Source organism: Pseudoalteromonas sp. MMG022 (assembly GCF_021654245.1).
Taxonomy (GTDB): domain Bacteria; phylum Pseudomonadota; class Gammaproteobacteria; order Enterobacterales; family Alteromonadaceae; genus Pseudoalteromonas; species Pseudoalteromonas amylolytica.
In genome coordinates this window covers 47,382-73,016 of the sequence record NZ_JAKFZQ010000024.1, presented here as the reverse complement: position 1 = coordinate 73,016, position 25,635 = coordinate 47,382, and the positions used below count along the sequence as shown (strand labels likewise).

The 25,635-nt window shown below is 42.9% G+C and carries 26 protein-coding genes and 2 tRNA genes; 9 read left to right on the top strand and 19 right to left on the bottom strand.

The window, feature by feature from the left end; all coding sequences use genetic code 11:
- Window positions 1–201 precede the first annotated feature (201 nt).
- Window positions 202–387: a hypothetical protein gene (locus L1070_RS17720; RefSeq protein WP_083330429.1), complete on the top strand. Its 186-nt coding sequence runs from the start codon at window positions 202–204 to the stop codon at window positions 385–387.
- A gap of 3 nt (window positions 388–390) precedes the next feature.
- Here the strand turns inward: L1070_RS17720 and L1070_RS17715 are convergent, their stop codons facing one another.
- From L1070_RS17715 to L1070_RS17700, 4 genes are all read right to left on the bottom strand, one after another.
- Window positions 391–777 (bottom strand): hypothetical protein, encoded by a 387-nt coding sequence (locus L1070_RS17715; protein WP_083330426.1) that lies wholly within the window; start codon window positions 775–777, stop codon window positions 391–393.
- Between the two features lie 9 nt (window positions 778–786).
- Window positions 787–1,302 (bottom strand): hypothetical protein, encoded by a 516-nt coding sequence (locus tag L1070_RS17710; protein ID WP_237126565.1) that lies wholly within the window; start codon window positions 1,300–1,302, stop codon window positions 787–789.
- A 98-nt stretch (window positions 1,303–1,400) separates the two neighbouring features.
- Complete coding sequence (locus L1070_RS17705; protein WP_237126564.1) at window positions 1,401–2,780, bottom strand: class II fumarate hydratase; 1,380 nt, start codon at window positions 2,778–2,780, stop codon at window positions 1,401–1,403.
- 227 nt (window positions 2,781–3,007) lie between these two features.
- Window positions 3,008–3,187, bottom strand: coding sequence for a hypothetical protein (locus tag L1070_RS17700; protein WP_071038908.1), 180 nt, complete (start codon window positions 3,185–3,187; stop codon window positions 3,008–3,010).
- A 177-nt stretch (window positions 3,188–3,364) separates the two neighbouring features.
- On the opposite strand from L1070_RS17700, the gene L1070_RS17695 reads away from it, so the two are divergent.
- Window positions 3,365–3,952: a DUF938 domain-containing protein gene (locus tag L1070_RS17695; RefSeq protein WP_070983441.1), complete on the top strand. Its 588-nt coding sequence runs from the start codon at window positions 3,365–3,367 to the stop codon at window positions 3,950–3,952.
- Here the strand turns inward: L1070_RS17695 and L1070_RS17690 are convergent.
- The 6 genes from L1070_RS17690 to L1070_RS17665 all read right to left on the bottom strand — a co-directional run bounded on the left by L1070_RS17690 (window position 3,932) and on the right by L1070_RS17665 (window position 9,884).
- Complete coding sequence (locus L1070_RS17690) at window positions 3,932–5,017, bottom strand: GNAT family N-acetyltransferase (protein WP_343221773.1); 1,086 nt, start codon at window positions 5,015–5,017, stop codon at window positions 3,932–3,934. The two genes, L1070_RS17695 and L1070_RS17690, sit on opposite strands and share 21 nt — an antisense overlap.
- Before the next feature lie 22 nt (window positions 5,018–5,039).
- On the bottom strand, window positions 5,040–6,317 hold the full coding sequence (locus L1070_RS17685) for an alpha/beta fold hydrolase (protein WP_237126562.1): 1,278 nt from the start codon (window positions 6,315–6,317) through the stop codon (window positions 5,040–5,042).
- A gap of 76 nt (window positions 6,318–6,393) precedes the next feature.
- Entirely contained in the window at window positions 6,394–9,099 is a 2,706-nt protein-coding gene (locus L1070_RS17680; RefSeq protein ID WP_237126561.1) for an ATP-binding protein, read from the bottom strand.
- Window positions 9,100–9,344: 245 nt separating this feature from the next.
- A tRNA-Ser gene (locus L1070_RS17675) sits at window positions 9,345–9,437 on the bottom strand.
- A gap of 19 nt (window positions 9,438–9,456) precedes the next feature.
- A tRNA-Ser gene (locus tag L1070_RS17670) sits at window positions 9,457–9,547 on the bottom strand.
- 193 nt (window positions 9,548–9,740) lie between these two features.
- Window positions 9,741–9,884, bottom strand: a complete 144-nt coding sequence (locus tag L1070_RS17665; protein WP_170829106.1) for a hypothetical protein — start codon at window positions 9,882–9,884, stop codon at window positions 9,741–9,743.
- A 289-nt stretch (window positions 9,885–10,173) separates the two neighbouring features.
- On the opposite strand from L1070_RS17665, the gene L1070_RS17660 reads away from it, so the two are divergent.
- Window positions 10,174–11,013 (top strand): YegS/Rv2252/BmrU family lipid kinase, encoded by an 840-nt coding sequence (locus tag L1070_RS17660; RefSeq protein WP_237126560.1) that lies wholly within the window; start codon window positions 10,174–10,176, stop codon window positions 11,011–11,013.
- 33 nt (window positions 11,014–11,046) lie between these two features.
- Here L1070_RS17660 and L1070_RS17655 read toward each other — a convergent pair whose 3' ends face one another.
- Window positions 11,047–11,958: an EamA family transporter gene (locus tag L1070_RS17655; protein WP_070983446.1), complete on the bottom strand. Its 912-nt coding sequence runs from the start codon at window positions 11,956–11,958 to the stop codon at window positions 11,047–11,049.
- Between the two features lie 134 nt (window positions 11,959–12,092).
- Here L1070_RS17655 and L1070_RS17650 point away from each other — a divergent pair, with 134 nt between their 5' ends.
- The gene (locus L1070_RS17650; RefSeq protein ID WP_237126559.1) at window positions 12,093–13,535 is read left to right on the top strand and encodes a PLP-dependent aminotransferase family protein; all 1,443 of its coding nucleotides are present in this window, start codon (window positions 12,093–12,095) and stop codon (window positions 13,533–13,535) included.
- 39 nt (window positions 13,536–13,574) lie between these two features.
- Here the strand turns inward: L1070_RS17650 and L1070_RS17645 are convergent, their stop codons facing one another.
- On the bottom strand, window positions 13,575–14,372 hold the full coding sequence (locus L1070_RS17645) for a YggN family protein (protein WP_237126558.1): 798 nt from the start codon (window positions 14,370–14,372) through the stop codon (window positions 13,575–13,577).
- 312 nt (window positions 14,373–14,684) lie between these two features.
- Between L1070_RS17645 and L1070_RS17640 the strand changes: the two genes are divergently transcribed.
- Window positions 14,685–14,867 carry a hypothetical protein gene (locus L1070_RS17640; RefSeq protein ID WP_070983449.1) on the top strand — a complete coding sequence of 61 codons (183 nt, stop codon included), beginning with the start codon at window positions 14,685–14,687 and terminating at the stop codon, window positions 14,865–14,867.
- Between the two features lie 43 nt (window positions 14,868–14,910).
- Here the strand turns inward: L1070_RS17640 and L1070_RS17635 are convergent, their stop codons facing one another.
- Both L1070_RS17635 and L1070_RS17630 read right to left on the bottom strand, forming a co-directional pair.
- Window positions 14,911–15,393: a glutathione peroxidase gene (locus L1070_RS17635; protein WP_237126557.1), complete on the bottom strand. Its 483-nt coding sequence runs from the start codon at window positions 15,391–15,393 to the stop codon at window positions 14,911–14,913.
- Window positions 15,394–15,433: 40 nt separating this feature from the next.
- Window positions 15,434–16,300 carry a LysR family transcriptional regulator gene (locus L1070_RS17630; RefSeq protein WP_083330427.1) on the bottom strand — a complete coding sequence of 289 codons (867 nt, stop codon included), beginning with the start codon at window positions 16,298–16,300 and terminating at the stop codon, window positions 15,434–15,436.
- Between the two features lie 181 nt (window positions 16,301–16,481).
- Between L1070_RS17630 and L1070_RS17625 the strand changes: the two genes are divergently transcribed.
- Both L1070_RS17625 and L1070_RS17620 read left to right on the top strand, forming a co-directional pair.
- Window positions 16,482–17,636: an iron-containing alcohol dehydrogenase gene (locus tag L1070_RS17625; protein WP_237126556.1), complete on the top strand. Its 1,155-nt coding sequence runs from the start codon at window positions 16,482–16,484 to the stop codon at window positions 17,634–17,636.
- A 160-nt stretch (window positions 17,637–17,796) separates the two neighbouring features.
- Entirely contained in the window at window positions 17,797–18,438 is a 642-nt protein-coding gene (locus tag L1070_RS17620) for a cytochrome b/b6 domain-containing protein (protein ID WP_237126555.1), read from the top strand.
- 48 nt (window positions 18,439–18,486) lie between these two features.
- Here the strand turns inward: L1070_RS17620 and L1070_RS17615 are convergent, their stop codons facing one another.
- Complete coding sequence (locus tag L1070_RS17615; RefSeq protein WP_237126554.1) at window positions 18,487–18,936, bottom strand: cytochrome c; 450 nt, start codon at window positions 18,934–18,936, stop codon at window positions 18,487–18,489.
- A 341-nt stretch (window positions 18,937–19,277) separates the two neighbouring features.
- On the opposite strand from L1070_RS17615, the gene L1070_RS17610 reads away from it, so the two are divergent.
- Window positions 19,278–22,754, top strand: a complete 3,477-nt coding sequence (locus L1070_RS17610; protein ID WP_237126553.1) for a S8 family serine peptidase — start codon at window positions 19,278–19,280, stop codon at window positions 22,752–22,754.
- Between the two features lie 67 nt (window positions 22,755–22,821).
- Here L1070_RS17610 and L1070_RS17605 read toward each other — a convergent pair whose 3' ends face one another.
- Window positions 22,822–23,331 (bottom strand): TlpA disulfide reductase family protein, encoded by a 510-nt coding sequence (locus L1070_RS17605; protein WP_237126552.1) that lies wholly within the window; start codon window positions 23,329–23,331, stop codon window positions 22,822–22,824.
- A 79-nt stretch (window positions 23,332–23,410) separates the two neighbouring features.
- On the opposite strand from L1070_RS17605, the gene L1070_RS17600 reads away from it, so the two are divergent.
- Complete coding sequence (locus tag L1070_RS17600; protein ID WP_070983456.1) at window positions 23,411–23,848, top strand: YqaA family protein; 438 nt, start codon at window positions 23,411–23,413, stop codon at window positions 23,846–23,848.
- Between the two features lie 4 nt (window positions 23,849–23,852).
- Here L1070_RS17600 and folX read toward each other — a convergent pair whose 3' ends face one another.
- Genes folX through folM form a run of 3 tightly spaced genes read right to left on the bottom strand, consistent with a single transcriptional unit; the run spans window position 23,853 to window position 25,495 of the window.
- Window positions 23,853–24,212: a dihydroneopterin triphosphate 2'-epimerase gene (gene folX, locus L1070_RS17595; RefSeq protein ID WP_070983457.1), complete on the bottom strand. Its 360-nt coding sequence runs from the start codon at window positions 24,210–24,212 to the stop codon at window positions 23,853–23,855.
- 9 nt (window positions 24,213–24,221) lie between these two features.
- Entirely contained in the window at window positions 24,222–24,776 is a 555-nt protein-coding gene (folE, locus tag L1070_RS17590; protein ID WP_070983458.1) for a GTP cyclohydrolase I FolE, read from the bottom strand.
- An 11-nt stretch (window positions 24,777–24,787) separates the two neighbouring features.
- Window positions 24,788–25,495, bottom strand: a complete 708-nt coding sequence (gene folM / locus L1070_RS17585; protein WP_237126551.1) for a dihydromonapterin reductase — start codon at window positions 25,493–25,495, stop codon at window positions 24,788–24,790.
- Between the last annotated feature and the right edge of the window lie 140 nt (window positions 25,496–25,635).

The window sequence follows — 25,635 nt, the reverse complement described above, 5'->3', positions numbered from 1 at the left end:
TTCAGCATTCTTAAATAGTCCCTCGGCATTCTATAAAACCGCTCAATTCACCTTGCGCAAAAGCTACGGACTTCGTCCGTAATTTTGCACCCCAGCTTGCGCAAAGGAAACGTCCTCACTGTGTTCGATGTCGTTAACCCTTTGCACCTTAGGTCTATTATCGATACTATGGCCTTACGACAGATAGAATTGAGAGTTAACGTGTCGGTCTACCTCATATACTTGCTAGTGATTTTTGCGTTGTTTGGTACAGCTGCAAGCTACTTTATTCGCTTTTTATATTGTTACTGGATTAAAAGACGTATCGAGATGAGTTATATCTGGTATGCAGGAGGGTGTGCCCTACTCATTGTTGTGATCTCTGTAATAGGGCGAATTTTTATATAATGCCTACTGTATGTAGGGTTGGCAGGTTTTTTTAATACACAAAGGAATAACGGGCAATACCTGCTTACAACTACTCTGTGACTGTTTTCCAAGGTTAGCTTTGTGTTCTTGCTCGGTTATGAGCGCGGCGACTTCCGCTATTTTTTGTTCATTAGCTTCTTTGGTTGAGTAGATCATGTATTGGGTTGGACCTTCACAGGATAGTCGCTCTCCAACTTCTAGCACCTTACACTGATAACTGGCATCACAGCTTTTCTTTGCTGTCAGGTCTGCGAGTATGTCATAGTTAGTTTTCTTTGGTTCTACAGGCGTCGCCGACCACAGAGTGTGGCATCCAGTCATTAAAGTTCCACAGAAAACTATCGAAATAAGGCGCAATTGTTGTTTCATAGTCGCTCTTTAGTATGCTTCTTGAGACGTATTTGAGAGTGTAACACATTTATTTTCAACACATTGAGTGCTGGGACGAGTTAAGTGTTCACAAATACTCATCATATTATTTTTGAAGTTAAAGCTACTTTCATATGCCGTGATCTTCTTGGCAAGCTCTGTCACTTCGGTGGTAGAGCTAGACTTGCTTGAGTAGATGAGATAGCTACTTGGTCCGCCACACGCTCGGCTTCCGACAGCTTTAACGTGGCATTGAGATGTATTATCACAACTTAAATCTTGAGTAAGTGACTTAAGCTGCTCATGAAGTTCATCGATATCCTTTTTCTCCACATCGGTAACGTTTAACACTGTTTTTTCATCTAGTGAGACATCAAGTTTTCTTTCTTCGCTTTGCTTAGCTACTACAGTTGGGCTTTCTTGCGTTTTAGCATGTACGTTGGTGGAAGTATTATCACTGTCTTCCGATTGAGCGCAGCCAGCTAGAGTAAGTGATAGCAACATAGCGTGTGTTAGTTTCATCATAGTGATTCCTTGTTTTTTAGATTAGTTTGCCCGTTAAGCTAACATGTTACAAGTGTGAACCAATCGTTATTTAGATTACTAGTCGATTTGCTATGCACTTAGGATATGCCCCCTTGAGTTAATTTAGTTGGATCTAATATGACCTCTAGCTCTTGATGAGTTAGGTTTGTATGCTCTTTTGCTACGTCGATAATGGGCCGCTGTTGTTTATATGCCAGTTTTGCGATTTTTGCCGCTTTCTCATAGCCAATGATCGGGTTTAGAGCTGTAACCAGAATAGGGTTTTTAGCGAGTGTTTTGTCCAAATTAGACTCATTTACTGTAAAGCTGCTTATTGCCTTGTCGGCGAGTAAATGGCTTATGTTCGTTAAGATCTCAATACTCTGAATGATGTTGAATGCAATGACTGGTAGCATCACATTGAGTTCAAAATTACCAGATTGGCCTGCAACAGTAATAGTCGTATCGTTACCAATCACTTGCGCACAGGCCATTGCAGCAGCTTCTGGGATCACTGGGTTAACTTTACCCGGCATGATAGAGGACCCTGGTTGTAAAGCTTCTAGTTCAATTTCTGCTAAGCCGGCAAGTGGGCCTGAATTCATCCAACGCAAATCGTTGGCAATCTTCATTATTGCTACAGCAAGAGTTTTCAATGTGCCAGACAGGTTCACTACACTGTCTTGGCTACTTATTCCAAAAAAAAAGTTATCAGCGACGTCAAACTTAATACCGAGATTTGCACTTAAATTTTCGTTAAAGATTTTAGCGAAGTGAGGGTCTGCGTTGATACCCGTTCCTACTGCTGTACCACCTTGAGAGAGTTTACATATTTCACTAAGTTGAGACTGAATATGGTGTTGGGCATGGTCCACTTGAGCCTGCCAACCACTGAGCGTTTGCGCTAAGCTAACGGGCATCGCGTCCATCAAGTGGGTTCGACCAGTTTTAACGTAATGACCGACCTCTTGGCCTTTAGCCGCTATGGACTGCGATAAATGAGTTAAAGCTGGAAGCAGTTCGTATACGAGCAATGTCGCGCAGCTTACATGAATGGTTGTAGGTATTACATCATTGGAGCTTTGTCCCATATTTACATCATCGTTAGCATGTATAGACAAGCCACTTGCTTGACTTGCCAACGTGGCGATAACTTCATTGGCATTCATATTTGAACTTGTTCCCGAGCCAGTTTGAAAAACATCTACAGGAAACTGCTCTAAATGTTTCTCATCTACCACTTCTTGAGCAGCCGTTATGATGGCATCGGCCTTTTCTTCAGATAGGTGGTTCAGGTGTTTGTTGGCTTGTGCGGCAGCTTGTTTGATATAAGCTAGAGCACGAATAAAGGAAACGGGTAAGGTTAATCCACTGACCGGAAAATTATTAACGGCGCGCTGTGTTTGAGCCTGATACAGCGCACCTACTGGGACCTCAAGACTCCCCATACTGTCTTTAGTTGTACGTGTATTTGGCATTGTTGCTCCTTGCAATAGTGTAACAATGGTTCTAAGCGAATTTAACTTTCTTATGTAGTGTTTATATAGTTGATATATTGAATAATTTCTAATGAATTCTCTAATTGAGTGGCAATTAGTCGGTGGGTTAGAGCTGGTGCGCTATATAATGGGAATGACATAGCTAACTATGTAATGTACGTCATTACATAGTTAGCCGCTAAGCATGGTTAGCTTAGCAAAATGTCTTAGTTGTAGCCGAGTACAAAGAGCTGTGCAGTTTTTGGTGCATCTTCTTGCTCACTAGGAGTTAGCAAATCTTGCACTTCTTTTCGATAGTCATCACTTTGCACAAATAAATTGTCGTCATGGGCTTCTACAAGGCCACTTTCGCAGATTGGCATGTGCGTGATAGTTGAAATAAACATAGTTGGGTCCTCGTGTGGCTGTATGTCACTATCACTATAGCAGGTGTTATGCCAAAATAAGAAAGTCTTGAAATACAATTGATTAATCGTAATCTTAAAATAAAGCATGAATTTTTTTATGGCTCATTGCTTCAACGGTGGGCAACTGTGCTCAATATAAGTGCAAGGAGTGACTGGATGAATAAACCCTTTTCCCAAGCCTGTGAAAACAACAAAACCCCGATATTGTCAGTTTTAAAGCCATATCTTGAGCAATATGACTATGTGCTCGAGGTTGGCTCGGGCACAGGTCAGCATGCCGTTTACTTTGCTGAATCAATGCCGCACTTGGTATGGCAGACTAGCGATCGGCTTTGTAATCATGAAGGTATTGAGGCTTGGTTGGTAGAGAGCTCTGCGAGCAACGTAAGAAAGCCGCTGAGTTTGGATCTCAATCAGCCTTGGCCCGTTCAACAGGTGCCCGTTATTTTCACGGCAAATACGTTACATATCGTAAGTAAAGCGCTCGTTGAAAAGCTGTTTGTAGGCGTTGCTCAACACTTAGCGAATGGGGGCTTGTTGTGTATATACGGACCTTTTAATTATGATGGGGCATTTACAAGTGCAAGTAACGCTGCTTTTGATAGCTTTTTAAAAACACAAGACTCACAAAGCGGTATCCGAGATATCGAGTGGGTTTGTGCAAAGGCGCAACAGGCTGGGCTAAAGTTGCTGCAAGATCATAAAATGCCAGCTAACAACCGATTACTCTTGTTTAAAAGGTAAAAACGTTATACAACGCTGCTTGTACTGTTGTATATGGTGGTTTTCACGTTGTATAAAATCCTCAATTGCATCTCGAAAGGTGGGGTGAACCAGATAGTGACGTGAATAAGTATTAACAGGTGAAAAGCCTCGTATTAGTTTGTGCTCGCCTTGTGCTCCAGCATCGAACTTAGCGAGTGTATGTGAAATCGCAAATTCAATGCCTTGGTAGTAGCAAAGTTCAAAATGAAGTGTTTGAAACTCCTCCAAAGCGCCCCAATAACGGCCATATAAAGTGTTTGCATCAATTAGATAGAGACTGGCGGCAACGAGCTTATGTTGCTCAAATGCTGCACAAAGTCGCACTGCTTGAGGTAAGTGTTGCAACAACAACTTAAAAAACGAAAGGTTGAGATAGCCTTGGTGCCCTGAACGTTTTATGTACGTGGCCTGGTAACAGCGATAAAAAGATGTCAGTACTTCATCATCTATCTGGCTGGCAGATAGCCATCGGATTGACAGGCCATGGTTTTTTGCTTGTTGCCGCTCTTTTCTGATGGACTTTCTACGTCGAGATGTAAGGCTGTTGAGGTAATGTGAAAAGTCTACATAGTCGTTGTTTAGCCAATGGAACTGGACATCTTGTCGCTGTAAAAATAGCTCGTGAGGCTCACTCTGATCTGTAAGAAAGTTGATATGTGCACCCGACCAGCCGTAGACGCGACATGACTCAATCAGAGTTTGGTGGATATATTGACTTAAATCAGTACTTAGTGACTGACACAATATTCGCTTTCCTGCTACGGGAGTGAATGGTACTGCGCACAACCATTTGGGATAATAGCTAAGGCCATAGCGTTGATACGCGTCTGCCCAAGACCAATCGAATACATACTCTCCATAAGAATGGCTTTTAATATACCCCGGTATAACCGCCACTAGCGCTTCATCTAGGTAAACCAGTAGGTGTTGTGGTTGCCACCCAGTGGAAGGATGGACACACTGACTTTGCTCTAGTGCGTTGAGCCATGCATAACTGCAAAATAGGTTGTCACCTGCCAGAAGCTGCCATTGATCAGCTGGCACGCATGAAATGCTGTCAATAAATTTATGGTTGTACATGGGTGCTAAAGTGATTATCCAAAAATGTCGTTAGATAAGCGACGAAGTCGTCGTATGTTGGGTTAAACGTCAAACGCTGTAACGGCACCTCATAACTGGTGTTTCGAGATGTGCGTTCGCCTAACAGTGGCGTAGGGTGCTTTTTACACTCCAAGTACTTAGGCAGTTCAGCTAAATACCCTCCGCAGCTGCGATAAATCCCTTGCCAGCCGTAATAAGGGTGTTCTGGCGGCTGTAGTATACCGATATGAGACATGTCTATTGTGGAATCACAAGTAAGATGATCACATTGAGGGCTCAGTATGTTGTAACCCTTTGGTAGCTGAGCCTTGGCTGTATTTTTATTGCCATAATACAATAATGAGTGAGTAGTGGGTCGTTGGCTATCCAAAGCAAAGCGCTTCAGCATTGCGAGGCTTGCTAGGCTATCAATTGTGGTATCAACTTCGCTGAATGTGCTGAACAAGGGTAGGTTTGCTGGAAAGGTGTGCGTGGTGAGCATGGCCATGGCGTCGTTTGCCAGCGCCGCTGCTTGCCAAGGGAATGACTCATACTTGGCAAAGTCGAAGTCGGCATCTTCATCTATCCAGTTTATAAAAGGTACTTTCGCTATCCATTTAGCAAGCCAGCCGTGTTTGTTGTGAGGCTCGCTTGCGGGGGATATTAATGCCATAGCAGTAATATTTTCGGTAGGATTCTTTGATACTGCAGTGATAGCGAGTGCAGCGCCAGTTGAGTAACCAAGTACAGCAAATTGCTGAAAATCTTGCGAGGTACGTGCAACCGCGTAATTAACCAAGGCTTGCCACTGACTCAACTCTATATGTTGAAGGTCACTTGGTGCTGTACCATGTCCTGGCAACAAAATAGCACGCACGTTATAGCCTTGTTGATAAAGCTGCCCGGCTAAATAATGAAATGTAAACGGTGAGTCTGTTAGGCCATGGATGAGTAAAATGGCACGGTCGTTATTGTTATGACGTAATTCAAACGGTGCGACTAGATCGGCAACCTTCACATCTGTAATCTCATATCCTAGCTGTTTTGCGACCGGTGTGAGTATGGGGCAATTTTGTTGTGCACGGGTATTACGACTGCTAATGATGGCCTTAGCCTGAGCTAGATATTCACTAAATGGTGCTGTGTGATCAATGTCCCATGTTATTGGTCCCTGATCTCTTGCAAATCGAAAGGTACCCTGTTGCTGGGCTTGCTCAACCTGTTGCCAGTTACTTGCAACTTCAAGGCATGACATTGAAGCCATATCACCAGAAGAAAGTGAAAAAACTAATTTGCTCCAGCAGCTAAGGATAATTGAAATAGTTATTAATCTCATAATGTTAACAGTAACTCGCTAGACATATCGCGAGCTTATCTCTCTCTAATGGTTTTGCGAGGTGCCGATTAAAGCCAATCGCGATCGCATGTGCTTTGTCTTCAGGCATTACATCAGCAGTGAGCGCTACAATTGGCAGTTCATCAACCCCTTTAAATTGACGTATCGCTGCTGTGGCTTGATAGCCATCCATAATTGGCATTTGGCAGTCCATGAGCACAACATCATAGTGTTCACTTTTCACCGCTTCAATGGCTTGTTGTCCATTACTGACCACAGTATGTTGTATATCAAACGATGACAGCATGGCTTTTATAACAAGTTGATTCACAGGATTATCTTCTGCAACAAGCACATGTAAGCAGTGAATTTGTGACGTATCTACCTGCTCAATTTGTTGGCTTTGAGCACTGGCATTTCGCAAGCTGATAGCCAGGGTAAAGGTACTACCTTGAGCAACTTCGCTTTGTAGGCTGAGTGTCCCCCCCATGAGCTCAGAGAGTTCTTTCGCAATCGCCAGCCCTAACCCTGTGCCGCCATATCTGCGCGAAGTAGAATTATCAGCTTGGCTGAACGCACTAAAAATGGTTTTTTGCTTTTCTGATTCTATACCAATGCCGGTATCAGTTACCGAAAAAGCTAAATCAACCTGCTTTGTACCAAATTGCGCTTCTACTTCGAAAATAACACTGCCACGTTGCGTAAATTTAATGGCATTGCTACATAGGTTGATCAGTATTTGCTCCAACCGCATTTCATCGCCTAGTACCCAAGTAGATCCTGGCAGGTTATGTACCACTTGCCAAACAATGTTTTTGCTTTGTGCACTGGAGGCAAACATGGTGTCGATGCGAGATAGAAGCGCTTGTAAATCAAATGGGTGTTCGTCTATCTGTAGGCGATTGGACTCAATTTTAGCGATGTCTAAAATATCATTAACTAGGTTAAGTAAGGTCTTTGATGCGGAGCCGATTTTCTTAATATAGTCTCTTAACTCACGGTTGTTATGTGAGCTGCTGGCCAAAGACGCGAAGCCAATCACGGCATTGAGAGGAGTGCGAATTTCATGACTCATGTTGGCTAAGAAGCGGCTTTTTGCATGGTTGGCGCGGTCGGATTGCTGTTTGGCTTTAGCCAAAGAGCGCGTTCGCTGCTCCACTAACGCATTTAACGCATGATGTTGATAATTAAATAGCAGCAAGATGTACACGATTAGCGCTGTGATACTCAGCTGCAGGATAAGTAACATGAGCGTCAGTTGTTGATTGAGCCTTGAAGCGTATTCTTCTTTTATAGATAACTCCATGCGCCATTTCTGCCCTGCAACAAACAAAGTAACCACTTTTTTATTTTGTTCGTCAATAAGCTGTTCGGGGCCAAAGTTTTTGTAAAATACGCCATTGTTGCTGACATCATAAAAAGCGACATTGAAAAGTTGCGCTTGCGCTTGCTTTAAGGCTTCAGCCAGTAGGGTTTCAACCTGTACAACTGCAGTAGCATAGCCTTTTATTGATTGACCTGCTGCTTGCGGTGCTGTGGTAAACACGGGGGAAAACAATAAGTAGGATGGTGCTGGACGGCTATCTTGCACTAAATAAATAATATCACTCGCCTGGGGTTCGGTTTTGGTGCTGGCATTGATGATAGCTTGGCGTCTACTCTCTTTTGAAAATACGTTGAAACCTAGTGCACCCGAGTTGCCGTTTAGTGGCACGATATATTTAACAATCACAAGGGGGTCATTTGGTACTAAAGGCTCCCCCTTAATTACTACTTCATCACCGTATAAGCCGGCGAGTTCTTCGTTGAGTTGGCTTCTATGTTCTTGGGAGATTTGTTCGTTCCATGAGAGTGCTCGCAAAAAGGTGTATTGACTTTTTAAATGGCGGGCAGTGTCCTCAAATCCATGTCGCGTGAAATTTTGTTTTGCTTGTAACTGATTAGCAAGCGACTGAATAGCTAGCATACTTTGGTTTATGTAGCGATAAACAATATTCTCAATGATTTGAACTTCACGCTTGGCATTCAGGTTGGCGCTTTTGACATTGCCTTGGTTGTATAAAAAGGTGGTAAGGGCAACTGATAGGCACAATACAACGCATGCGCTAAATGTGCTGGCGACGTTATTGAGTTTCTCTGAGCTGGCAAACCAAGGTTGTAACAGGATTAGTAGTGCGGGCGTCGCAATGAGCACTCCCAAAGAGTCACCTAGCCACCATGCGAGCATGTTATTCCAATGGTTGGCAAAGCTGTATTCAGGGTGATAGAAGCTGAGCGCAAATACGCCAATGTTCGCAGAAATTAAGTTGATTGCGATGCCAGTTAAGCCAATAAAATAAGCTATATGTAAACGGCTTTTAAGATGTAGTGGGTGACCAAGCCACGCTCTGAGCAAGTAGCCTCCGATCAGCGCTTGTAAAATGGCACCAAATGCGATGATGCCAACTTCCACAACGTTTGAAACAGAGGCGGCGGTAAAACTCCAACCGTGTGCGGTTGTCCAATTAAATGTGGCCGACGCTAAACCAAGGCCTGGTATAAAACGCCACCCCCAAATGAACATACCGACGAGACCAACTCCGGCAGGCAACCAAATTGGGAGTACCTGATCCTGAAAAGCGAACGCAGTAAGCAGTTTTCCCAATGCCAAATAGCTGATGGATAATAGAATGTAACTGAGCTGGCTTTGCCACGCATGCTTGAAGTTCATAGTTATTAGCTAGTTTTTTGTTATTGCGAGTAATTATAGCTTGCTTAGACTAACTACATTGATAATGTTATGCATATTCTCAGGTACAGCATAATCAGCAAGTTATTTCATAAGGTGTTGTTGTAACTATATGAACTAATTTGAATTAGAAATGGCAATAAGTAAAGGGGAAGATGTATGAGAGTCGAGAAAACGAATATATAGAGCGCATAAAAAAACCGCTCTTAGAGCGGTTTTCAAAGCAATGGCGGAGAAGGAGGGATTCGAACCCTCGATAGGGCTACAAACCCTATACTCCCTTAGCAGGGGAGCGCCTTCAGCCACTCGGCCACCTCTCCGGCGCAAAACTGTAAAATATGGCGGAGAGATAGGGATTTGAACCCTAGATACGCTATTAACGTATGCCGGTTTTCAAGACCGGTGCTTTCAACCACTCAGCCATCTCTCCATGGGCCAAGATAATACTTAGCGAATTTGCTGCTGTAAACCACTTTTAAACTGTTTGCTTAAAATTTACACTAAATTTGCTTAATTTATTATTCAATGGTTAAAAATGAAGTAAATTGAGGAGGTTGATAGCGGAAAGTTATAGGAAAAAGCCGAAGTGTCACAGGTTGGGGGTGTGACACTTAAGCTAAAATTTACTTATAGAGCGTTACATGGCTTAACGCGAGCAATTTACCAAGTCGATTAAAAAACGACATCCATTCGAAAGCAACTTTTGTTGGTACGGTATTAACGGTGTTCGCTTGCGTGTTGCTGCACGCTGCAGCTGAATTAAGCATGTTAGCTCCTGTGTATATAAGTTTGACTGAAAACAAGGCTATTTTGCGCTCAAAATGCGCAAAAATAAAACGATAAAAATTGTGCCTTTCGGATAAGAATAACTAATGCATTTTGTTTTTTTATGTTTGAATGTTAGGGCTGTTTTGTCATCTCATTCACTAATTTAAATTGGGTTTAAATATTGTTTTTTATTTATTTTCAATTCTTTATTTTGTTTTGTGTGTTTTTTCTTGGGGTGTTTGTTGCATACTTATTCAAGTTAATTAATTTTATTTTAAAGGTGTCTCTATGTTGGTTGTAGTTAAACCAAGTGGTGCAAATAGCGTACAGTCACATGTCGCATGGCTAAAAAGGCGAATAATTCAAGAAAAAATAGCATGTGAGTGGTTTTATACGCTTGGAGAGTATCAACAAGATGTACTAAAGCTCCGTGAGCTTGCACAAGCGCACCGATTATTAGTCGTGATAGGTGGAGATGGCACAATTAATGTGGCTGTGAACGCCATTATCGGGTTGAATTGTCAGTTGGCTATTTTACCAGCAGGGACAGGCAATGACTTTGCTCGTCAATTTAATCGCTCACTTAGTCAGTGGCGTAATGCCGTTTTTGGCGAAAATACCATTGAAGTTGATGTAGGGTGTGTTAACGGCCGCTATTTTTTAAATGTGATGGGGCTTGGTTATAATGCCCATGTGGTCAGAGGCATTGATAGCCACAAACAAAAACATAGGTTCAGTTATGTGTGGGCAGGTTTAAAAGCATTCTTTTCCTATCGCGCCATTAGAGTAAACTCGCCCATTTTTGATGCAGAGCAGGCTGTGACGATGTTGCTTTTCGCAAATGGTCAGTATTTTGCTGCCGGTATTCAATGTGCGCCAAGTGCAAAACCAAATAATGGCTTTTTGACTTGTATACAGTTTTCAGCAACAACAAGACTCGCAAGCTTGTGTACAATGTTTGCCATGCTGTTCGCAAAGCATGAAAAGCAGGCTAATGTGCACACTGTTACGATACAGCAATTTGAGATCACTACGCCAGATCTAGCAATTGAAGCAGATGGAGAGATGGTCGGGGTCACGCCTGCACAGGTGAGTATTCACCCAAAAGCGGTTGCATTGCGGCTATAAAAAATGCCACACAGTGGTGGCATTGCGACGAAGTTAGCTGCTTACTGGGGAAGGAGCTAACCATGCTCTAAGTTTGTCAAAGGGGGTAAGCACGATGGCATTCCCCAGTAGCACGAGTAAGAAGCCAATAAAAGTGTTTTCTTGCCACACAAAACCTTCAAAATATGTACTTAGCATTACTGCGACTAAAGGAAAAAGCACAATCACGTAGCTGGCGCGTTCAGGACCTATGCTTTTCAACAGTGAAAAATAGCTGGCGAAAGCGATCACTGTGCCAAAAATAGCCAGGTAGAATAGTGACGCCCAATACTGCCAGTTTGCTTGAATGACTAATGAGTGACCCGAAAATTGCGTGTATGTCAGCAATAAAACCGCGCTGTATAGCATGCCCCACGCATTACCCTGCAATACTCCGACTTGCTGATTTGAGTTGCGTACACTCACCATATTACCAAAAGACGCTATGAGCGTACCTAATAGTGCGAGTGCTAATCCACCGATAGCACTGTTGTTGATGTCAAAATGTCTCAAGTCCTGCCAAAACAAGGCGACTATGCCAAGCAAGCCAAGTCCCGCTCCAAAGTAAATACGCTTGGCGATTGGCTTAGAGAAAAATACTCTAGTGTTCACTATGTTTATGATCAGCAATAAAGAAAAAGCGATGGATGCCATAGCTGAATTTAGACTGTTTTGAGCCCAATAAAGAAAGAGATAGTTGGCACCAAAGTTACATATCGCGAGTAAAATAAAGAAGCCATGGTCCTTGATTGAGTATCGCATGGGTAGTTTTTTCATTAAAACATAAAGCCACATACACCCAGCCGCCAACGAGAACCTCAAACAAAGAGACACAACTTCGTTGACTTCACCTAATTGAAATTCGATGGCCAGCCAAGTGGATCCCCAAATTAATACTGTGATCAAATACAGTAGCATATCCTTCATAACTATTACCTTGAAGTTTGTAAGTGTGAACTTACATTTGTGGAAGGGTTGGAATAATGCTCATTGTAGGGGTATATTGTGTACATACCATATACAGAAAATGACAAATATAACCTATACAGATTGAGGGCGTGATGAGTTTCGTCGTATCCAAACAGCAAAGTGCCTATTTATACCAACAGGTCGTTCATTTAATCTCGCAAATGGCAGAGCAAGGCGTGCTGCGACCCGGAGAAAAGTTACCCTCGTTGAGAGTAATGGCGCAAAAGTTGGCTGTCAGTATTCCTACCGTTAAGCAGGCTTATCAAGCGTTAGAAGCACAAGGGAAAGTAGTAGCGAAAGAGAAATCCGGCTACTTTTTACAGGCGGCTCAGGTATCTCATGCCATGCCCAAACGCTCTCGGTTGTCCACCCAACCTATTGTTGTGAATAAGCAGTGCTTGATAGAGCAGGTTTATCAAGCGATTCACCAGCCACATGTGGTACCACTTGGTATTGCTAACCCAGTAGCAGTGGCAAGTACAGATAAAGCTTTGGCAAAACTGATGCGCAGGGCAATGAACATGGCAGGGCAGGCCATGATTAACTATGGTGCAATTGATGGTCTACCTGAACTCAAGCGACAAATTGTTAAACGTTATTTAGATATGGGGCTTGTAGTGAGCCCAGAGGAAATTGTGATCACCAACGGGGCACAGGAAGCACTGGCAATAGCACTACAATGTGTGACCAATGCCGGTGATGTGGTGGCGATTGAATCTCCCAGTTACTTTGGGGTCGTGGAATTGATAGAAAGCCTGGGTTTGAAAGCTGTTGAAGTGCCGCTGTGTCCTGATGATGGGTTGTGGTTAGCGGATTTAGAGCGAGCCCTTAACAAGCGAGACATCAAAGCATGCATTTTCTCAACCAGTATCAATAACCCTCTAGGATCTTATATGCCAGATGAGCGGCGCGCGCAGCTTGTGAAGCTGCTTGAGCATCATCAAGTCACCTTGATAGAAGACGATGTGTATGGTGATTTACACTTTACGCAGCAGCGTGGTAAACCAGCCCGTTACTTTTCCACAACGGGGAATGTCATCACTTGTTCGTCGTTCTCGAAAACTGCTGCACCCAGTTACCGAATCGGCTGGCTTATAGCGCCACAGGTTATAGGCCCCGCAAAGAGGTTGAAGCGTGCATTTAGCTGTTCATCATCATTAATGAACCAGTGGGTCTTGGCTGATTATTTGGCCTGTGGTGAATACGATCGTCATTTAAAGCTCTTGCGTAAGCGTTTGCTGGTGGCAAAAGAGCGTATGATGATGGCGCTGCGTCAGCACCTTCCTGATTTTGTGCGCGTGAGTGAACCAAAAGGAGGGTGTGTTTTATGGTTAGATCTGGGTGCTCAATATGATGGCACCAAGTTATTTCATCTGGCTCTATCACATGGGATCAGTATTGCACCTGGAGCGCTATTCAGTGCCAGTGATAAGTACAGGAGTTGTATCCGTATTAGTTATGGTGTGCTATGGGATCAAAAAACAGAGCATGCCATTGCACAGCTTGGGCAACTAGTCACACAAGCAAAAAAATAGTCGACATAGGGCCGACTACTTAGGGAGAGAAATGTGTGGTTAGTGCTTCAAGGTAAATAGTTGATAACCTGATAAAGCAGGGACTTGTTCTTTTAACTGGTTTTCAGTCTGTGCTATCACCGCAAATTGGTCACACAGTGCGTGGGCTTGTTGCTCAATGTTTCGAGCCTGTAGCTCAACTTTTTCCTCGATTTGCTGGCCCATATTTTCCATGCGTTGTTCAAACTTCTCCATATCGCCGCCAGAGCTTACCATTTGTGAACCAACAGCCATCAGAATGCTGCCAATAGACTCCATCATGGCTCCTTCAATTGCAGACTCAATTCGCTCTTCAAACTGTTGTTCAAAGTTATTACCAAAATCATTGAAGGCTTGTTCACCCATGATAAACGCACCTTGTTGGTAAAAGGTATCACGTACTTCTACCTGTACCTCTTCTAGCAAAGTACTTAATGAGCCAAACTCTTGTAATTCGAATGCAGCAGCAACTTCATCTAAAGCAACACCAGCTACTTTAATACCATCTAAGGCGATATTGGCAACCTGAGGTAATTTGCCACGCAATTCGTCAGCATAATTCATCACCGTGCGCTGTTGATCATGATTGAGTGCTATTTGCTCACCGTTGATAAATATTGTGCCGCTCTCAGTGATGCGCAATTTACCTTGGTCATTGCTTTTGGTGATGAGTAACTCATCGGGCGTGATACGAACATCATTTTGAAAACTAACTTTGCAGTCGGCAGAGCTGAACTGCAGGTGTGAGCCGTCCGCCTGCGAGTGTGCAAACGATGTGCTACTTACAGATAAAGCTGCTAACAAGACTAATTTTTTCATGTGGAAAATCCTTGCTTATGATAGATACGCCAATGGTTATTCAAATCTAATGCCAATAATTAAATGTCTTTAATATCAGGTGTTTGTTGTTTTTTGGCGTTTTTTTTGATGTTAGCAAATTTTGCTTTTTGACCATAATTTAGCTTGTTTGACTAAAACTACAACAATGATTAAATATTTTTATTAAGACGATAAAAAACTCTCACTTCCAAGATTTGAGATTTCCAGCTAAATACTCACTTAGGTGAAGGGATCACGATTGTGAGCGCACTTTCACCAAGTAACTATTATTAACACTTATTGGAGTGGGTTGTGGGTAAGACATTTTCTTATGATGCGCTTGATGATGATTTTGTAGATGACGAGTACGAAAACCTCGGCCGTAATCAGCATGATAAGCAAAAGCGAAAGGTAAAGAAAAAGCTCGATGACTATCTTGAACAAAAGCGCTTGCGCAAAAATTTAGGTGAAGATGATTTCGATTATCTTGATTAATTAAAAAGGAGGCGTTGGCCTCCTTTTTAATGCCACAAATAGGCTAGCCGTTTAGCGCACCTATAATTGATTGGACAAGCTTCTCTGGTTTGGTTGTCGGTGCAAAACGTTTTAATGGCTGGCCATCGCGAGCAATTAAAAATTTACTAAAGTTCCATTTGATACGTTTCCCAAAAAGCCCCGGCAGAACATCTTTAAGGTACTGATAAACAGGGTGAGTGGTGTCACCATTGACATCAACTTTTTCCATCATTAAAAAATCAACACCGTAGTTAACCAAACAGCCTTGCTGTATTTGTTTTGCATCACCAGGCTCTTGTCCACCGAATTGATTACATGGAAAGCCGATGATAACCAAACCTTGATCTTGGTATTTTTCATGTAGGGCTTGTAGTCCTTCATATTGATGCGTTAAGCCACACTGGCTTGCAGTATTGACTATCAATACCACTTTGCCTTGCAGTGCTTGAAAGTCAAATGGCTGACCTTGTAACGTATTGGCAGAAAGTTGATAAAATGGGTGCATCGCTTGATATCCTCTTGAATGATAGAAAAAACTAACACGTTTAAGCGAAACTATCGAGTAAGAACTCAATTAGCAAACGAACTCGATAAGGCATTAAATCCTTGCGTGGATATACCAACCATGTCGCGCCATCATTGACTTGAAATGGCTCTAGAATATAGCTGAGTTGGCCTCGCTCTACATACGGTTGAACAATATCTTTGGCCATATGGGCAACGCCTAGTCCAGCTAGACAAGCATTGATCAAGGCATATGAATTGTTGCTGCGCCAATTGCCAGAAACTTTGATCTCCTCCAGTTGTTCACAGATCATGAATCGCCAGCGACCGTGGGCACCGGTCAGACAATTATGATTCTGTAAATCATAAGGGTGGCGTATCATCCCCTTTTGAGCTTGATAGTTCTGGCTTACGACCCAAGTCATAGGTCGGGTGTATAGCTTACGTGCAATTAAATTGGAGTCTTGTAGCAGGCCAAAACGAATGGCCAGGTCAAACCCTTCCTCTACGAGATCAACATTACGGTTGTTAAAATCAATGTCGACATTCACTTCGGGGTAGAGCTTTAAAAACTCGGCGATTTTTGGCGCCACCTGATTAGCGACAAAATCTCCTGCACCAGAAATACGAATCGGGCCTTTGGGGGTGTTTTGTACCCCTTGTACTTGGTTAGTAGCGTCCACTAATTCTTGCTGAATGACTTTGAGTTTGGTGGCGTATTGGCGGCCTGCATCGGTGAGGTTTTGGCTTCTTGTGGTCCGCTGAATGAGCACCGTCCCCAAGCGTTGCTCTAACTGTTGTACTTGTCGGCTAATATATGATGCTGAGACATCTAACTTATCCGCTGCTTTGCTAAAACTGCCCTGTTCAACAACGGTGAGGAAAACTTCTAAACCTTGCCAACTCACGATAAATAGCTCCAAAATGGAAATAATCTCATTATATCTCTTTTATTGTTGCTCTGAGGCAAAAGTGTATTTTATTTGGAGTGCTTTTTGTGATGCTAACTTTTTAATACACTGCCAATCGACAATGACAGCAGATACGTACTCTGTGTTATCAGCAAAAAATTAACCAATGGAGCAGTGCATGCTAAATTTTAGTTTTGTTAATCCCACACATATTCACTTTGGTGAACAGCAAATATCAACTTTAGCGGTCAATATTCCGTTAGACGCAAAAGTACTGGTTGTATACGGCGGTGGTAGCATTAAAAGTAATGGCATTTATGAGCAGGTGGCAAGCGCACTAGAAAAACATGTTTGGGGAGAATTTGAAGGAGTTGAACCAAACCCGAGTTATCAAACCTGTATGAAAGCTGTGGAACTTGTTAAAGCACACAACTATGACTTCATTCTAGCTGTTGGTGGTGGCTCGGTGATTGACGGCTGCAAATTCATAGCAGCTGCGGCTTGTTTTGAGGGTGAACCTTGGGAGATTTTATCTAAAGGTGCACCAGTTGAATCTGCTTTACCAATTGGTGTGGTATTGACCTTGCCTGCAACAGGCTCAGAATCAAATAGCTTTAGCGTGGTGTCCAATCTGCAAAGCAATGATAAATTGCCGTTTGCTACCCCACTGGTACAGCCTAAATTTGCCATCTTAGACCCAAATGTTATGACCACATTGCCGACACGCCAATTAGCCAACGGTGTTGTTGATGCGTTTGTACATACTATGGAGCAGTATTTGACTTACCCCGTTGATGCGAAAGTACAAGACCGCTTTGCAGAAGGGTTATTGATGACGCTGATGGAGGAAGGTCCGAAGGTGTTTGCTAAAGATGCGCCTTACGCTGTTAAAGCTAACATAATGTGGTCCGCGACGATGGCATTGAATGGTCTGATCGGAGCGGGTGTACCGCAGGACTGGAGTACTCATATGATAGGTCATGAGCTGACAGCCGTTTATGGTCTGGATCATGCGCAAACTTTGGCAATCGTATTACCACGTATGATGATGGAACAAAAAGAGGCCAAGAGAGAAAAGCTGTTACAATACGCACAGCGGGTACTCAATTTGGATATGTCTGATGAAGATGCTGCAATTAAACAAGCCATTGAGAAAACAGAAGCATTCTTCCACAGCGTGCAAATGCCAACACGTTTACGAGATTATGGACTCGGGGAAGAAGTCGCGGATAAAATAGTGGCTCAACTGGAGCGCCATGGCATGGTTGCGTTGGGAGAGCATCAGGCTGTAACGCTAGAGAAAAGTCGCAGTATCTTATTGCAGTGTGTATAACGTACCCGTGTATCTAAAAAATATGGCGTTTGTGTAGATACACAGCGCCTCTTTCAGTTTTTGTCCTCCTGTCAATATCGTCTGCGTTTATGATTTGAATTTGATATAGTTTGCTATTATTAACAGGCAATTGCATGTCGGTTTGAGCTTGGAGAGAAAAATGACAAAAGTGTGGGATGGATTTATACGAGGTTTCCATTGGCTGCTGGTATTAGGGATAGCTGTACTGTATGTAACCGGAGAAGAAGGTTATTTAGAGGCACATTTTATTACAGGGTACTTACTGCTTGCGTTAATGTTGGCACGTGTTGTTTGGGGAGTTATTGGTAGCGATACGGCAAAGCTTAGCGCGCTTTTTCACTCTCCAAAGTCGGCATTAAAAGCGATGCGCTCGGATGACGCAGGGGTTGGTCACAATCCTGCGGGCAGTTACATGGTACTACTGTTTTTCATTCTGATATTCATTCAATTGATAAGCGGCTTAATGAGTACCGATGACATTCTTGTGGAGGGGCCGCTGGTGGCGTACGTACCTTCATCATGGAGTGAAATTGCCAGCGACCTTCATCATGATAACTTTGACATATTACTGATGGCTATCGCACTGCATATTTTGGCAATTATCATTTATCGAATTAAAGGTAAAAACCTAGTGAAAACGTTGCTGACAGGTAAAGAGCAAGGTGTAGCCGCAGTGCCAAAAATGCGTTCTGGTAAGCTGGGTTATATCATATTTATGTTGTTCTCAATCGCTATTTTAGGGATCTGGGGAGGGCAACCTTTACAGGTGTTATTAGGTTAGCGGGCAATAAGACCTAAACTGCGATGAGTTTAGGTCTTATCATACCAATTAGTCTTTGAAAGACTTATGGCAATCTTTACAGCCTTTAGCCCAGTTTTTAAAGGCTGCGCCAATTATTTTCTTATCACCCGATTTGGCTGCCACTGCAAGTTCTTGGGCGTATTTCGCAAAGGCCTGAGCTTTTTTGTCAAACGTTTCACGGTCTGACCAAATTGCAGGTAATGCATCGGTGTTACCTTTGTCTGACCCTTCGATAAAGGCTTCCCATGGCATGCTTGAAAGCTGCGCTGCATTTTCGGCGCGTTCAGCGAAGCGTTTAGCATCAAAAGGCACTTTGCCTTTTAACATATCGCCCATATCACCAATTTGATAACGGATCAGTTGAAACGCTGCTTTACGATATTCAATTGCGTCTTCACTTGCTTCAAATAGATTATTCGCCTGACTTGTTGCCGTAAACCCTGCCAACGTAACGGCTAATAATAGTAACTTTTTCACTTATTTACTCCATTAATAATATATTGCTGCCCAGTGTTACGGAAAATTACCAGCAAGGCAAGTGCAACGCGGCGTACTAGTAATTATGAGAAAAATCATCGAAATACATTTTATCGATACATGTAAATTATGACAGGGTGATGTTTTATTTACTTTCTTTTACAAAATGAAACTCATAAAAAACAATGTGTTATGTTGTGTTATTTTGTTTTTGTGAATGGGGTACTATATTTGTGTCTTTCGTGTGTTGCTTGTGCTTGCATATTTACATTATATTAAATGTCCATTCGCTTTAAAAAAAATAGCAACACATAATTAAACAACAAGTCCTAGGGGAAAACATGTCTAATATGATTAAAAAGACTGCGATTGCAGCCGCAGTCGGTAGCGTATTACTATCCGCAGCTGCTTCTGCACAAACAGCTACGCAATTTCAAAAGCAATTAACCTTTACGCCTGTGGAAGCAAGCGCTAGCGATAAACTAAAACAAGAACCTGCTGGATACATGGTTGTTTTAAAAACAACGACAGCTGCAGATTTATTTGCACAAGGTACTTATCGCCATGGTGATGCACGTGCATCAATGGCAAAAATTGAACAATTGCAAAGCGAAGTGGCAGTTGAATTAAGCAAATTTGATGTAGATGCAAAAGTAGTTGGTAAAACTAAAGTTTTGGCACCAACGTTAATTATTGAAGCATCTGAAGAAGCGATCGAAAAGCTGAAAAATGACCCTCGAGTAGCAAAAGTACTACCAATGTTTGACGCTCAACTTCATATCGAGGAGTCGTCAGATTATATTGAGGCAACGCCGGTAAGGACTGGCGGTGTCGCAACGGGTATGGGCCAAAAGGTTGCCGTGTTAGACACGGGTATTGACTATACGCACGCTATATTTGGTGGTGCAGGTACTCTTGAAGCGTACCAAGCAGCTCAAGAAGACCCTACAAGTGTTTCTTGGCCACAAGGTCAAGTTTCTGGTGGTTATGACTATATGCGTAATGATGCTGATCCAATTGAAAATGACCCTTCAATTGGCCCTGCAACAGGTGCTCCAACTAGTCATGGTACGTCAGTATCTCACTCAGTAACAGGTATTGCGCCTGATGTAGAGTTATACGTTTACTCTGTATGTGGTGGCGGATGTCCGTTTGCGGCACAAGCGGCTGCTCTAGAAGCGGCGATGGACCCTAACGGTGACGGTGATATCAGTGACCGTGTTGACGTGATCAATATGTCACTGGGCGGAGTTTTCGGCTCAACTAATACTGGGACTGGTACTCAGTACTTGATCCAGAAAGCGTCAGATTTGGGCATCAACATGGTTATCTCAGCTGGTAACGATAACGATATTCCATTTATTATTGGTGGGCCAAGTACAACACCAAATGCACTTTCTGTTGGCGCTATGAAGCACCCAACAATCGAAGAAGGTGTTGTTTCAGCAACCATCGCAGGTGTTGAGGCTGAGGCTGTCAATGCGAGCTGGGGAGCTGGTGGCGCTTATGAAATGAACAATGAAATCGCACCACTTGTTTACCCACAAGAGAATCAAGATGCATGTGTTGATTTTGGTGATGATGTTGACTTCACAGGTAAAGCAGTTCTAATTGACCGTGGTAGTTGTTATTTCACTGAAAAAGTAATTAAAGCTCAAGAAAAGGGCGCTGCGTTTGTACTTATCGCGAACAACGTAGCAGGTGACCCAACGTCTATGGGTGGCTCAACAGATCAAGTCACTATCCAAGCTGTGGGTATCACTCTAGAAGCTGGTAATGCGTTGAAGGCGCAACTAGCGAGTGGTGAAGCAACGTACAGCATAAAAAATGAAATGTTTAATTTAGCGGGTGCTGTGGCTAGTTTCACATCTCGTGGTCCATCTATGGGTGGGTTATTGAAGCCTGAAATTACGGCGCCAGGTAAAAACATTATGGTCGCTGCAACAGGCACTCAAGATAAGCTAGCACCAGCTACGGGTACTTCTTTCTCTGGTCCTATGACAGCGGGTGCTGTGGCTCTTGCAAGAGAAGCGCTACCAGAGCGCAATGCTTATGAGATCAAAGCAACGTTAATGAACACAGCTAATTTAAACGTGACTACTGAAGCTGTGACTGTAAACCCTGACGCTGAACTGGCGCCAATTAGTTTAATCGGTGCAGGTTTAGTTGATGTTGAAAAAGCAGTAAACTCACCTGTAGCCGCTTGGGTATACGAAGAGAAATTTGATACAAACCAAGCAGCACTATCATTTGGCTTAGTTAAAGTTAACGGTGTAGAAGAGTACTCTAAGACCGTAACATTGAAGAACTTCTCATCTGAAGAGAAGACGTATAACTTAAGAACTGAAGCGCGCTATGCAAACGATGAACAGACTGGTGCGATTAGCTGGACTATCCCAGAGTCGGTAACGGTGCCTGCAGGTCAAACAATTGAGTTTGATGTTAAACTAAGCATTGATTCAAGCAAGTTACCAGAGTGGAACCTTGAAAACCCATTGGATCCAGCAGGCTTAGCTGCACGTAGCCCTGCCTTAACACTTTCTGAGTTTGATGGTGCGTTGGTATTTGATGACCCTTCAACTGACGGGGATCACGACCTTCACTTAGTTTATCATGCATTACCAAAAGCTAGCGCAGGCATCGAAGTGGGCTATGAGTTGGTTGATGGTCAAATTCGTGTGGTGCTTGAGAACACTAGCAGCAAAGAGTTTACTCCATCAATTGAGCAGCTAGTTGCAAATAGAGAAGCCGCATCTGAAGAACATGAAGGCCTAAATTTAGTTGGTGCATCTTTCAATGTCTATGGTGGTATTTCACGCTGTAAGTCTGAACTGTTGTTTACATCATCAGTAGTACTTCGTGAAGACATTGCACACCTAATTCAAGGTGGCTATGAGATGCGCCTTGATATCAACGAAGATGGTGAAGCTGACTACGCAGTTGGACAATACCATGACTTAGAAGCGATAATGGGTCGCGGGCTTACAATCATTGCTCCTATGGTTGCAGGTCAGCCAGCTTGGAGTATGGGTTCATACGACATACTGTTCCATGAAGCTGGTTCAAACACGGTTACATTTGCAGGTTGTGCAGATGCAATTGGTTTAAGCGCAGACGATCTGGGTAAAAACATTGCTTTTGATATAAGAACTGGTTCAGCTGCTTATAATGGAGTTTATTCTGAGACTGATCAATTAACAGGTTCTGCGGCTTTTGGTGCATCATCAGCACAACTTGTTGATGAGCAAGGCGAAGCGATTGAAACACTTGCTCCTGGCGCGAAAGCGTATGTCAGCGCTGATGCTCCATTTGCACTTGCAAGTGCAGATTTATCAGGTGTTGTATTACCTGTTACAAGTGATGTATTGAACAACCCAATGCCATTTGATGCGCCAGTACTAAACGGTGTTGAAGTGAGTGTTGCTGAAAACACTGCAACTGGTACTGTAATCGCGACCCTAGCAGTTGAAGACGTAGAAAACACGTTAGATGTTTCAGAATTCTACTTGAAGTCGTCAACGCATGCGGGCTTGTCTGTAAACGCAGCAGGTGAAATTGTTGTTGCTAATGGAGAGCTTCTAGATTTTGAAGCGGGTAACAATGAAGCGAAGCTTATGGTTAATGCAATTGATGTAGTAGGTAACATCTCTGAGCCTGCAGAAATCATCGTTAACATCACCAATGTAGTTGATACTGAAGCTGAACAGCCAGTAGAGGAAGTTGTTGAGCCTAAGAAGAGCTCTTCATCAGGTTCTCTAGCTTGGTTAACGCTATTAGCTGCTCCGTTTGCTGCGCTACGTCGTCGTAAACAAAAATAAGCCCTTGAGCTTTAAACTAAAAACGCCAGTCATTTGACTGGCGTTTTTGTTTTAACGAATTAACAATTTACTTGTTCCATACGAGCTTATCGACGATGGTAGGTTCTTCACCAATTAATGTTTTTACCACCTTATTATTCTCATCTAATAAAATCAGCCTCGGGATACCAGCATTGGCATATTGGCTATATATTTCCCGTTCAGGATCGGCAACTAAAGGAAATGGAAGCTGATACTCATCGTTAAACTTATTCAAGGTCTCCCCATCTTCATTGCGACCAATTGCAATAATCTGTAATGTTGGGTCTGTAGCCAGTGCTGATGCCTTAATTTCTTTTAGCGCGCGTTGTGAATCACTACACCAAGTGGCAAATAGGATCACTAACTTGCGATCAGCTTTGAGCTCTATGGTTTCGCCTTGGGTGCTGGTAAAATGGTCATGTTTAAATTGCTCGCCTTGTGCGATATATGTTTCATAGCCCTTAGAGTGGGATGAGTCGGTTTGTGACGAGACGCAACCTGATATGCCAGCGAGTATGGCTGTGGCAATCAATAGCTTATGAACCTTGTTTATCATTGGTGTCTTCCTTTTTGAACTGTAAGTCTTTAGTTGATGTTATTAGCATAACTATATTTCGTTGAAGGTAGTAGGAATTATGTGGGTTTACAGTGGTTTATTTATTTCAGCCGTTAGCTCGGCCACGCTGTTGCCCGGTTCGTCTGAAGTGTTGCTATCCGGCTTAGCCATCACTGAAAATGCGCAATTAGTAACACTATGGGCGATTGCTACCTTGGGTAATGTACTGGGGAGTTGTATTAACTATTGGCTAGGCATTAATCTACTTCGTTTTGAAAATGCTAAGTGGTTTCCGGTGTCATCACAGCAGCTCCATCAGGCAAGGTTGCAATTTAGCCGTTATGGTATTTACAGTCTATTGTTTGCTTGGGTGCCCGTGATTGGCGATCCACTTACTTTGTTCGCAGGGGTGTTTAGGGTACCAAAAAGGTTATTTATACCTTTGGTTATGGCTGGAAAGGGCCTCAGGTATGCAGCAGTGATAATATTAGCGGTTGGTGTGGAGCAGCTGTTTTAGCTGCTCACTTGTGCCAATCAAGCGTCAAAGAAACAGAGTCTGCAAAGCGTAGAGCGTGAGGTTTATCCACCCTAACTTTGGCATAACTGACACTGTGATGACGATGGCATTCACTGAGCACGTCCGCGACCAGCTTTTCTAATAATAAAAAATGACCATCTTCGACTAGCTTGATTACCGCTTTAGTTACGGTCTTGTAGTTGAGGGCGTGGTCAACTTCATCGTGGTTAATACACTCCGTGTCGGCGGGGTAGTGAATTTCTATATTCAACACCACATCCTGCTTTTTCTCACGCTCTTCAGGGTTAAAGCCGATGAACGTACGCAGTCGCAGGTTAGTAATGTTAATAATGGCATTTTGCATAGCCTATCCTTAGTTTTTTACTAATTGCATGAACTCGTTGCGTGTCTTCGGATCCTCTCTGAAGTTGCCTAGCATCACCGATGTACGCATTTGCGAGTTTTGTTTTTCAACACCACGCATCATCATACACATATGTTTGGCCTCGACAATTACGCCAACACCTTTTGCTTGAGTAACTTGCTCAACAGCCTTTGCAATTTGGTGTGTTAGTTGTTCTTGAATTTGAAAGCGACGAGAGAACATATCAACGATACGTGCGAACTTAGATAAACCTAGTACTTTACCATCTGGAATATAGGCAATATGACAACGGCCAACAAAAGGCAACAGATGATGTTCACACATAGAATACAGTTCGATGTCCTGTATCAATACCATATCGTCAGCATCTGAGGTAAACACCGCATTATTAGTGATATCTTCTAGTGTTTCACGATACCCTTTCGTTAAGTATTCCATGGCTTTAGCTGCGCGCTTTGGTGTTTCCAGCAATCCTTCACGATTGCTATCTTCGCCCACAGCTTCAATGATTTGCTTGTAACTGTCTTTTAGATTGTCGTGCATAATATTCTCTTCTATTTAAGGTGACGTCCACCATCTACAGGTAAACTCCGACCTGTGATGTAGTCACTATTGAGTAGCAGCTCAACACTACGAATGATTTCTTTACAGCCTGGCTCTATGCCCATAAGGGACTTTTTGAGTGTTTTGGCTTTATATTCAGGTGTATCGTGCTGGTTAAAAATAATCAAACTCGGTGCGATAGAGTTCACTTTTATGTTAGGCGCATATTTGCTCGCAAAAGACTTGGTTAAGTTATCTAAGGCGGCTTTGCTGGCTGCATAAGCGATGTGCTTGGGGCTGCCTGTTTCCACGACATAATCCGTCAGGTGTATGATGTCTGCTACTGATTCAGATGCGAGCAGGAGGTCGGCAAGAGTCAAATTGAGCTGATAGGGTACTTTAGCGTGTATGCGCATCATGTTGTCGAACAACTGATTAAAATCAGGGTTGTTTGCTTCACAATCCCAACTTGATGCATTGTGTATAATGGCTCTTAAGCTATCGTAGTGCGCTCTTATCGTCATTTCGAGCCGAGTAAGCGCCTCGGCACTATCAAAGTCCACTTGTATACAATGCACGCCTTGTTCTTCCAGCGCATCAATCGCTGCGTACCGAGTTCGGTATGTCATCACGACAGGTTGGTTATTGGCAACAAAATGTTCAACTAGCGCAAGACCAATCCTCTGTCCTGCACCAGTAATTAATATGGGAGCTGTCATTAAGACTGTTTATCCTCTGAAATATATCAATAAGTTAACTATAACGTAATTTTTACGTCATGTTTTGGTTTGTCGATCACTGGCATTCAACGTTTATAAACTGCGAGTTTTTGAAGAGGTCATCACGTGAATGGTATTGG

Bases quoted from the DNA above. Each gene is read 5' to 3' on its own strand.
- L1070_RS17650 (WP_237126559.1), top strand. From the start codon at position 12,093: ATGAGTTTCGTCGTATCCAAACAGCAAAGTGCCTATTTATACCAACAG.
- L1070_RS17610 (WP_237126553.1), top strand. From the start codon at position 19,278: ATGTCTAATATGATTAAAAAGACTGCGATTGCAGCCGCAGTCGGTAGC.
- L1070_RS17620 (WP_237126555.1), top strand. From the start codon at position 17,797: ATGACAAAAGTGTGGGATGGATTTATACGAGGTTTCCATTGGCTGCTG.
- L1070_RS17635 (WP_237126557.1), bottom strand. From the start codon at position 15,393: ATGCACCCATTTTATCAACTTTCTGCCAATACGTTACAAGGTCAGCCA.
- L1070_RS17655 (WP_070983446.1), bottom strand. From the start codon at position 11,958: ATGAAGGATATGCTACTGTATTTGATCACAGTATTAATTTGGGGATCC.
- L1070_RS17605 (WP_237126552.1), bottom strand. From the start codon at position 23,331: ATGATAAACAAGGTTCATAAGCTATTGATTGCCACAGCCATACTCGCT.
- L1070_RS17645 (WP_237126558.1), bottom strand. From the start codon at position 14,372: ATGAAAAAATTAGTCTTGTTAGCAGCTTTATCTGTAAGTAGCACATCG.
- L1070_RS17700 (WP_071038908.1), bottom strand. From the start codon at position 3,187: ATGTTTATTTCAACTATCACGCACATGCCAATCTGCGAAAGTGGCCTT.
- L1070_RS17600 (WP_070983456.1), top strand. From the start codon at position 23,411: ATGTGGGTTTACAGTGGTTTATTTATTTCAGCCGTTAGCTCGGCCACG.
- L1070_RS17715 (WP_083330426.1), bottom strand. From the start codon at position 777: ATGAAACAACAATTGCGCCTTATTTCGATAGTTTTCTGTGGAACTTTA.
- L1070_RS17710 (WP_237126565.1), bottom strand. From the start codon at position 1,302: ATGATGAAACTAACACACGCTATGTTGCTATCACTTACTCTAGCTGGC.
- L1070_RS17660 (WP_237126560.1), top strand. From the start codon at position 10,174: ATGTTGGTTGTAGTTAAACCAAGTGGTGCAAATAGCGTACAGTCACAT.
- folE (WP_070983458.1), bottom strand. From the start codon at position 24,776: ATGCACGACAATCTAAAAGACAGTTACAAGCAAATCATTGAAGCTGTG.
- L1070_RS17680 (WP_237126561.1), bottom strand. From the start codon at position 9,099: ATGAACTTCAAGCATGCGTGGCAAAGCCAGCTCAGTTACATTCTATTA.
- L1070_RS17695 (WP_070983441.1), top strand. From the start codon at position 3,365: ATGAATAAACCCTTTTCCCAAGCCTGTGAAAACAACAAAACCCCGATA.
- L1070_RS17665 (WP_170829106.1), bottom strand. From the start codon at position 9,884: ATGCTTAATTCAGCTGCAGCGTGCAGCAACACGCAAGCGAACACCGTT.
- folM (WP_237126551.1), bottom strand. From the start codon at position 25,495: ATGACAGCTCCCATATTAATTACTGGTGCAGGACAGAGGATTGGTCTT.
- folX (WP_070983457.1), bottom strand. From the start codon at position 24,212: ATGCAAAATGCCATTATTAACATTACTAACCTGCGACTGCGTACGTTC.
- L1070_RS17685 (WP_237126562.1), bottom strand. From the start codon at position 6,317: ATGGCTTCAATGTCATGCCTTGAAGTTGCAAGTAACTGGCAACAGGTT.
- L1070_RS17625 (WP_237126556.1), top strand. From the start codon at position 16,482: ATGCTAAATTTTAGTTTTGTTAATCCCACACATATTCACTTTGGTGAA.
- L1070_RS17705 (WP_237126564.1), bottom strand. From the start codon at position 2,780: ATGCCAAATACACGTACAACTAAAGACAGTATGGGGAGTCTTGAGGTC.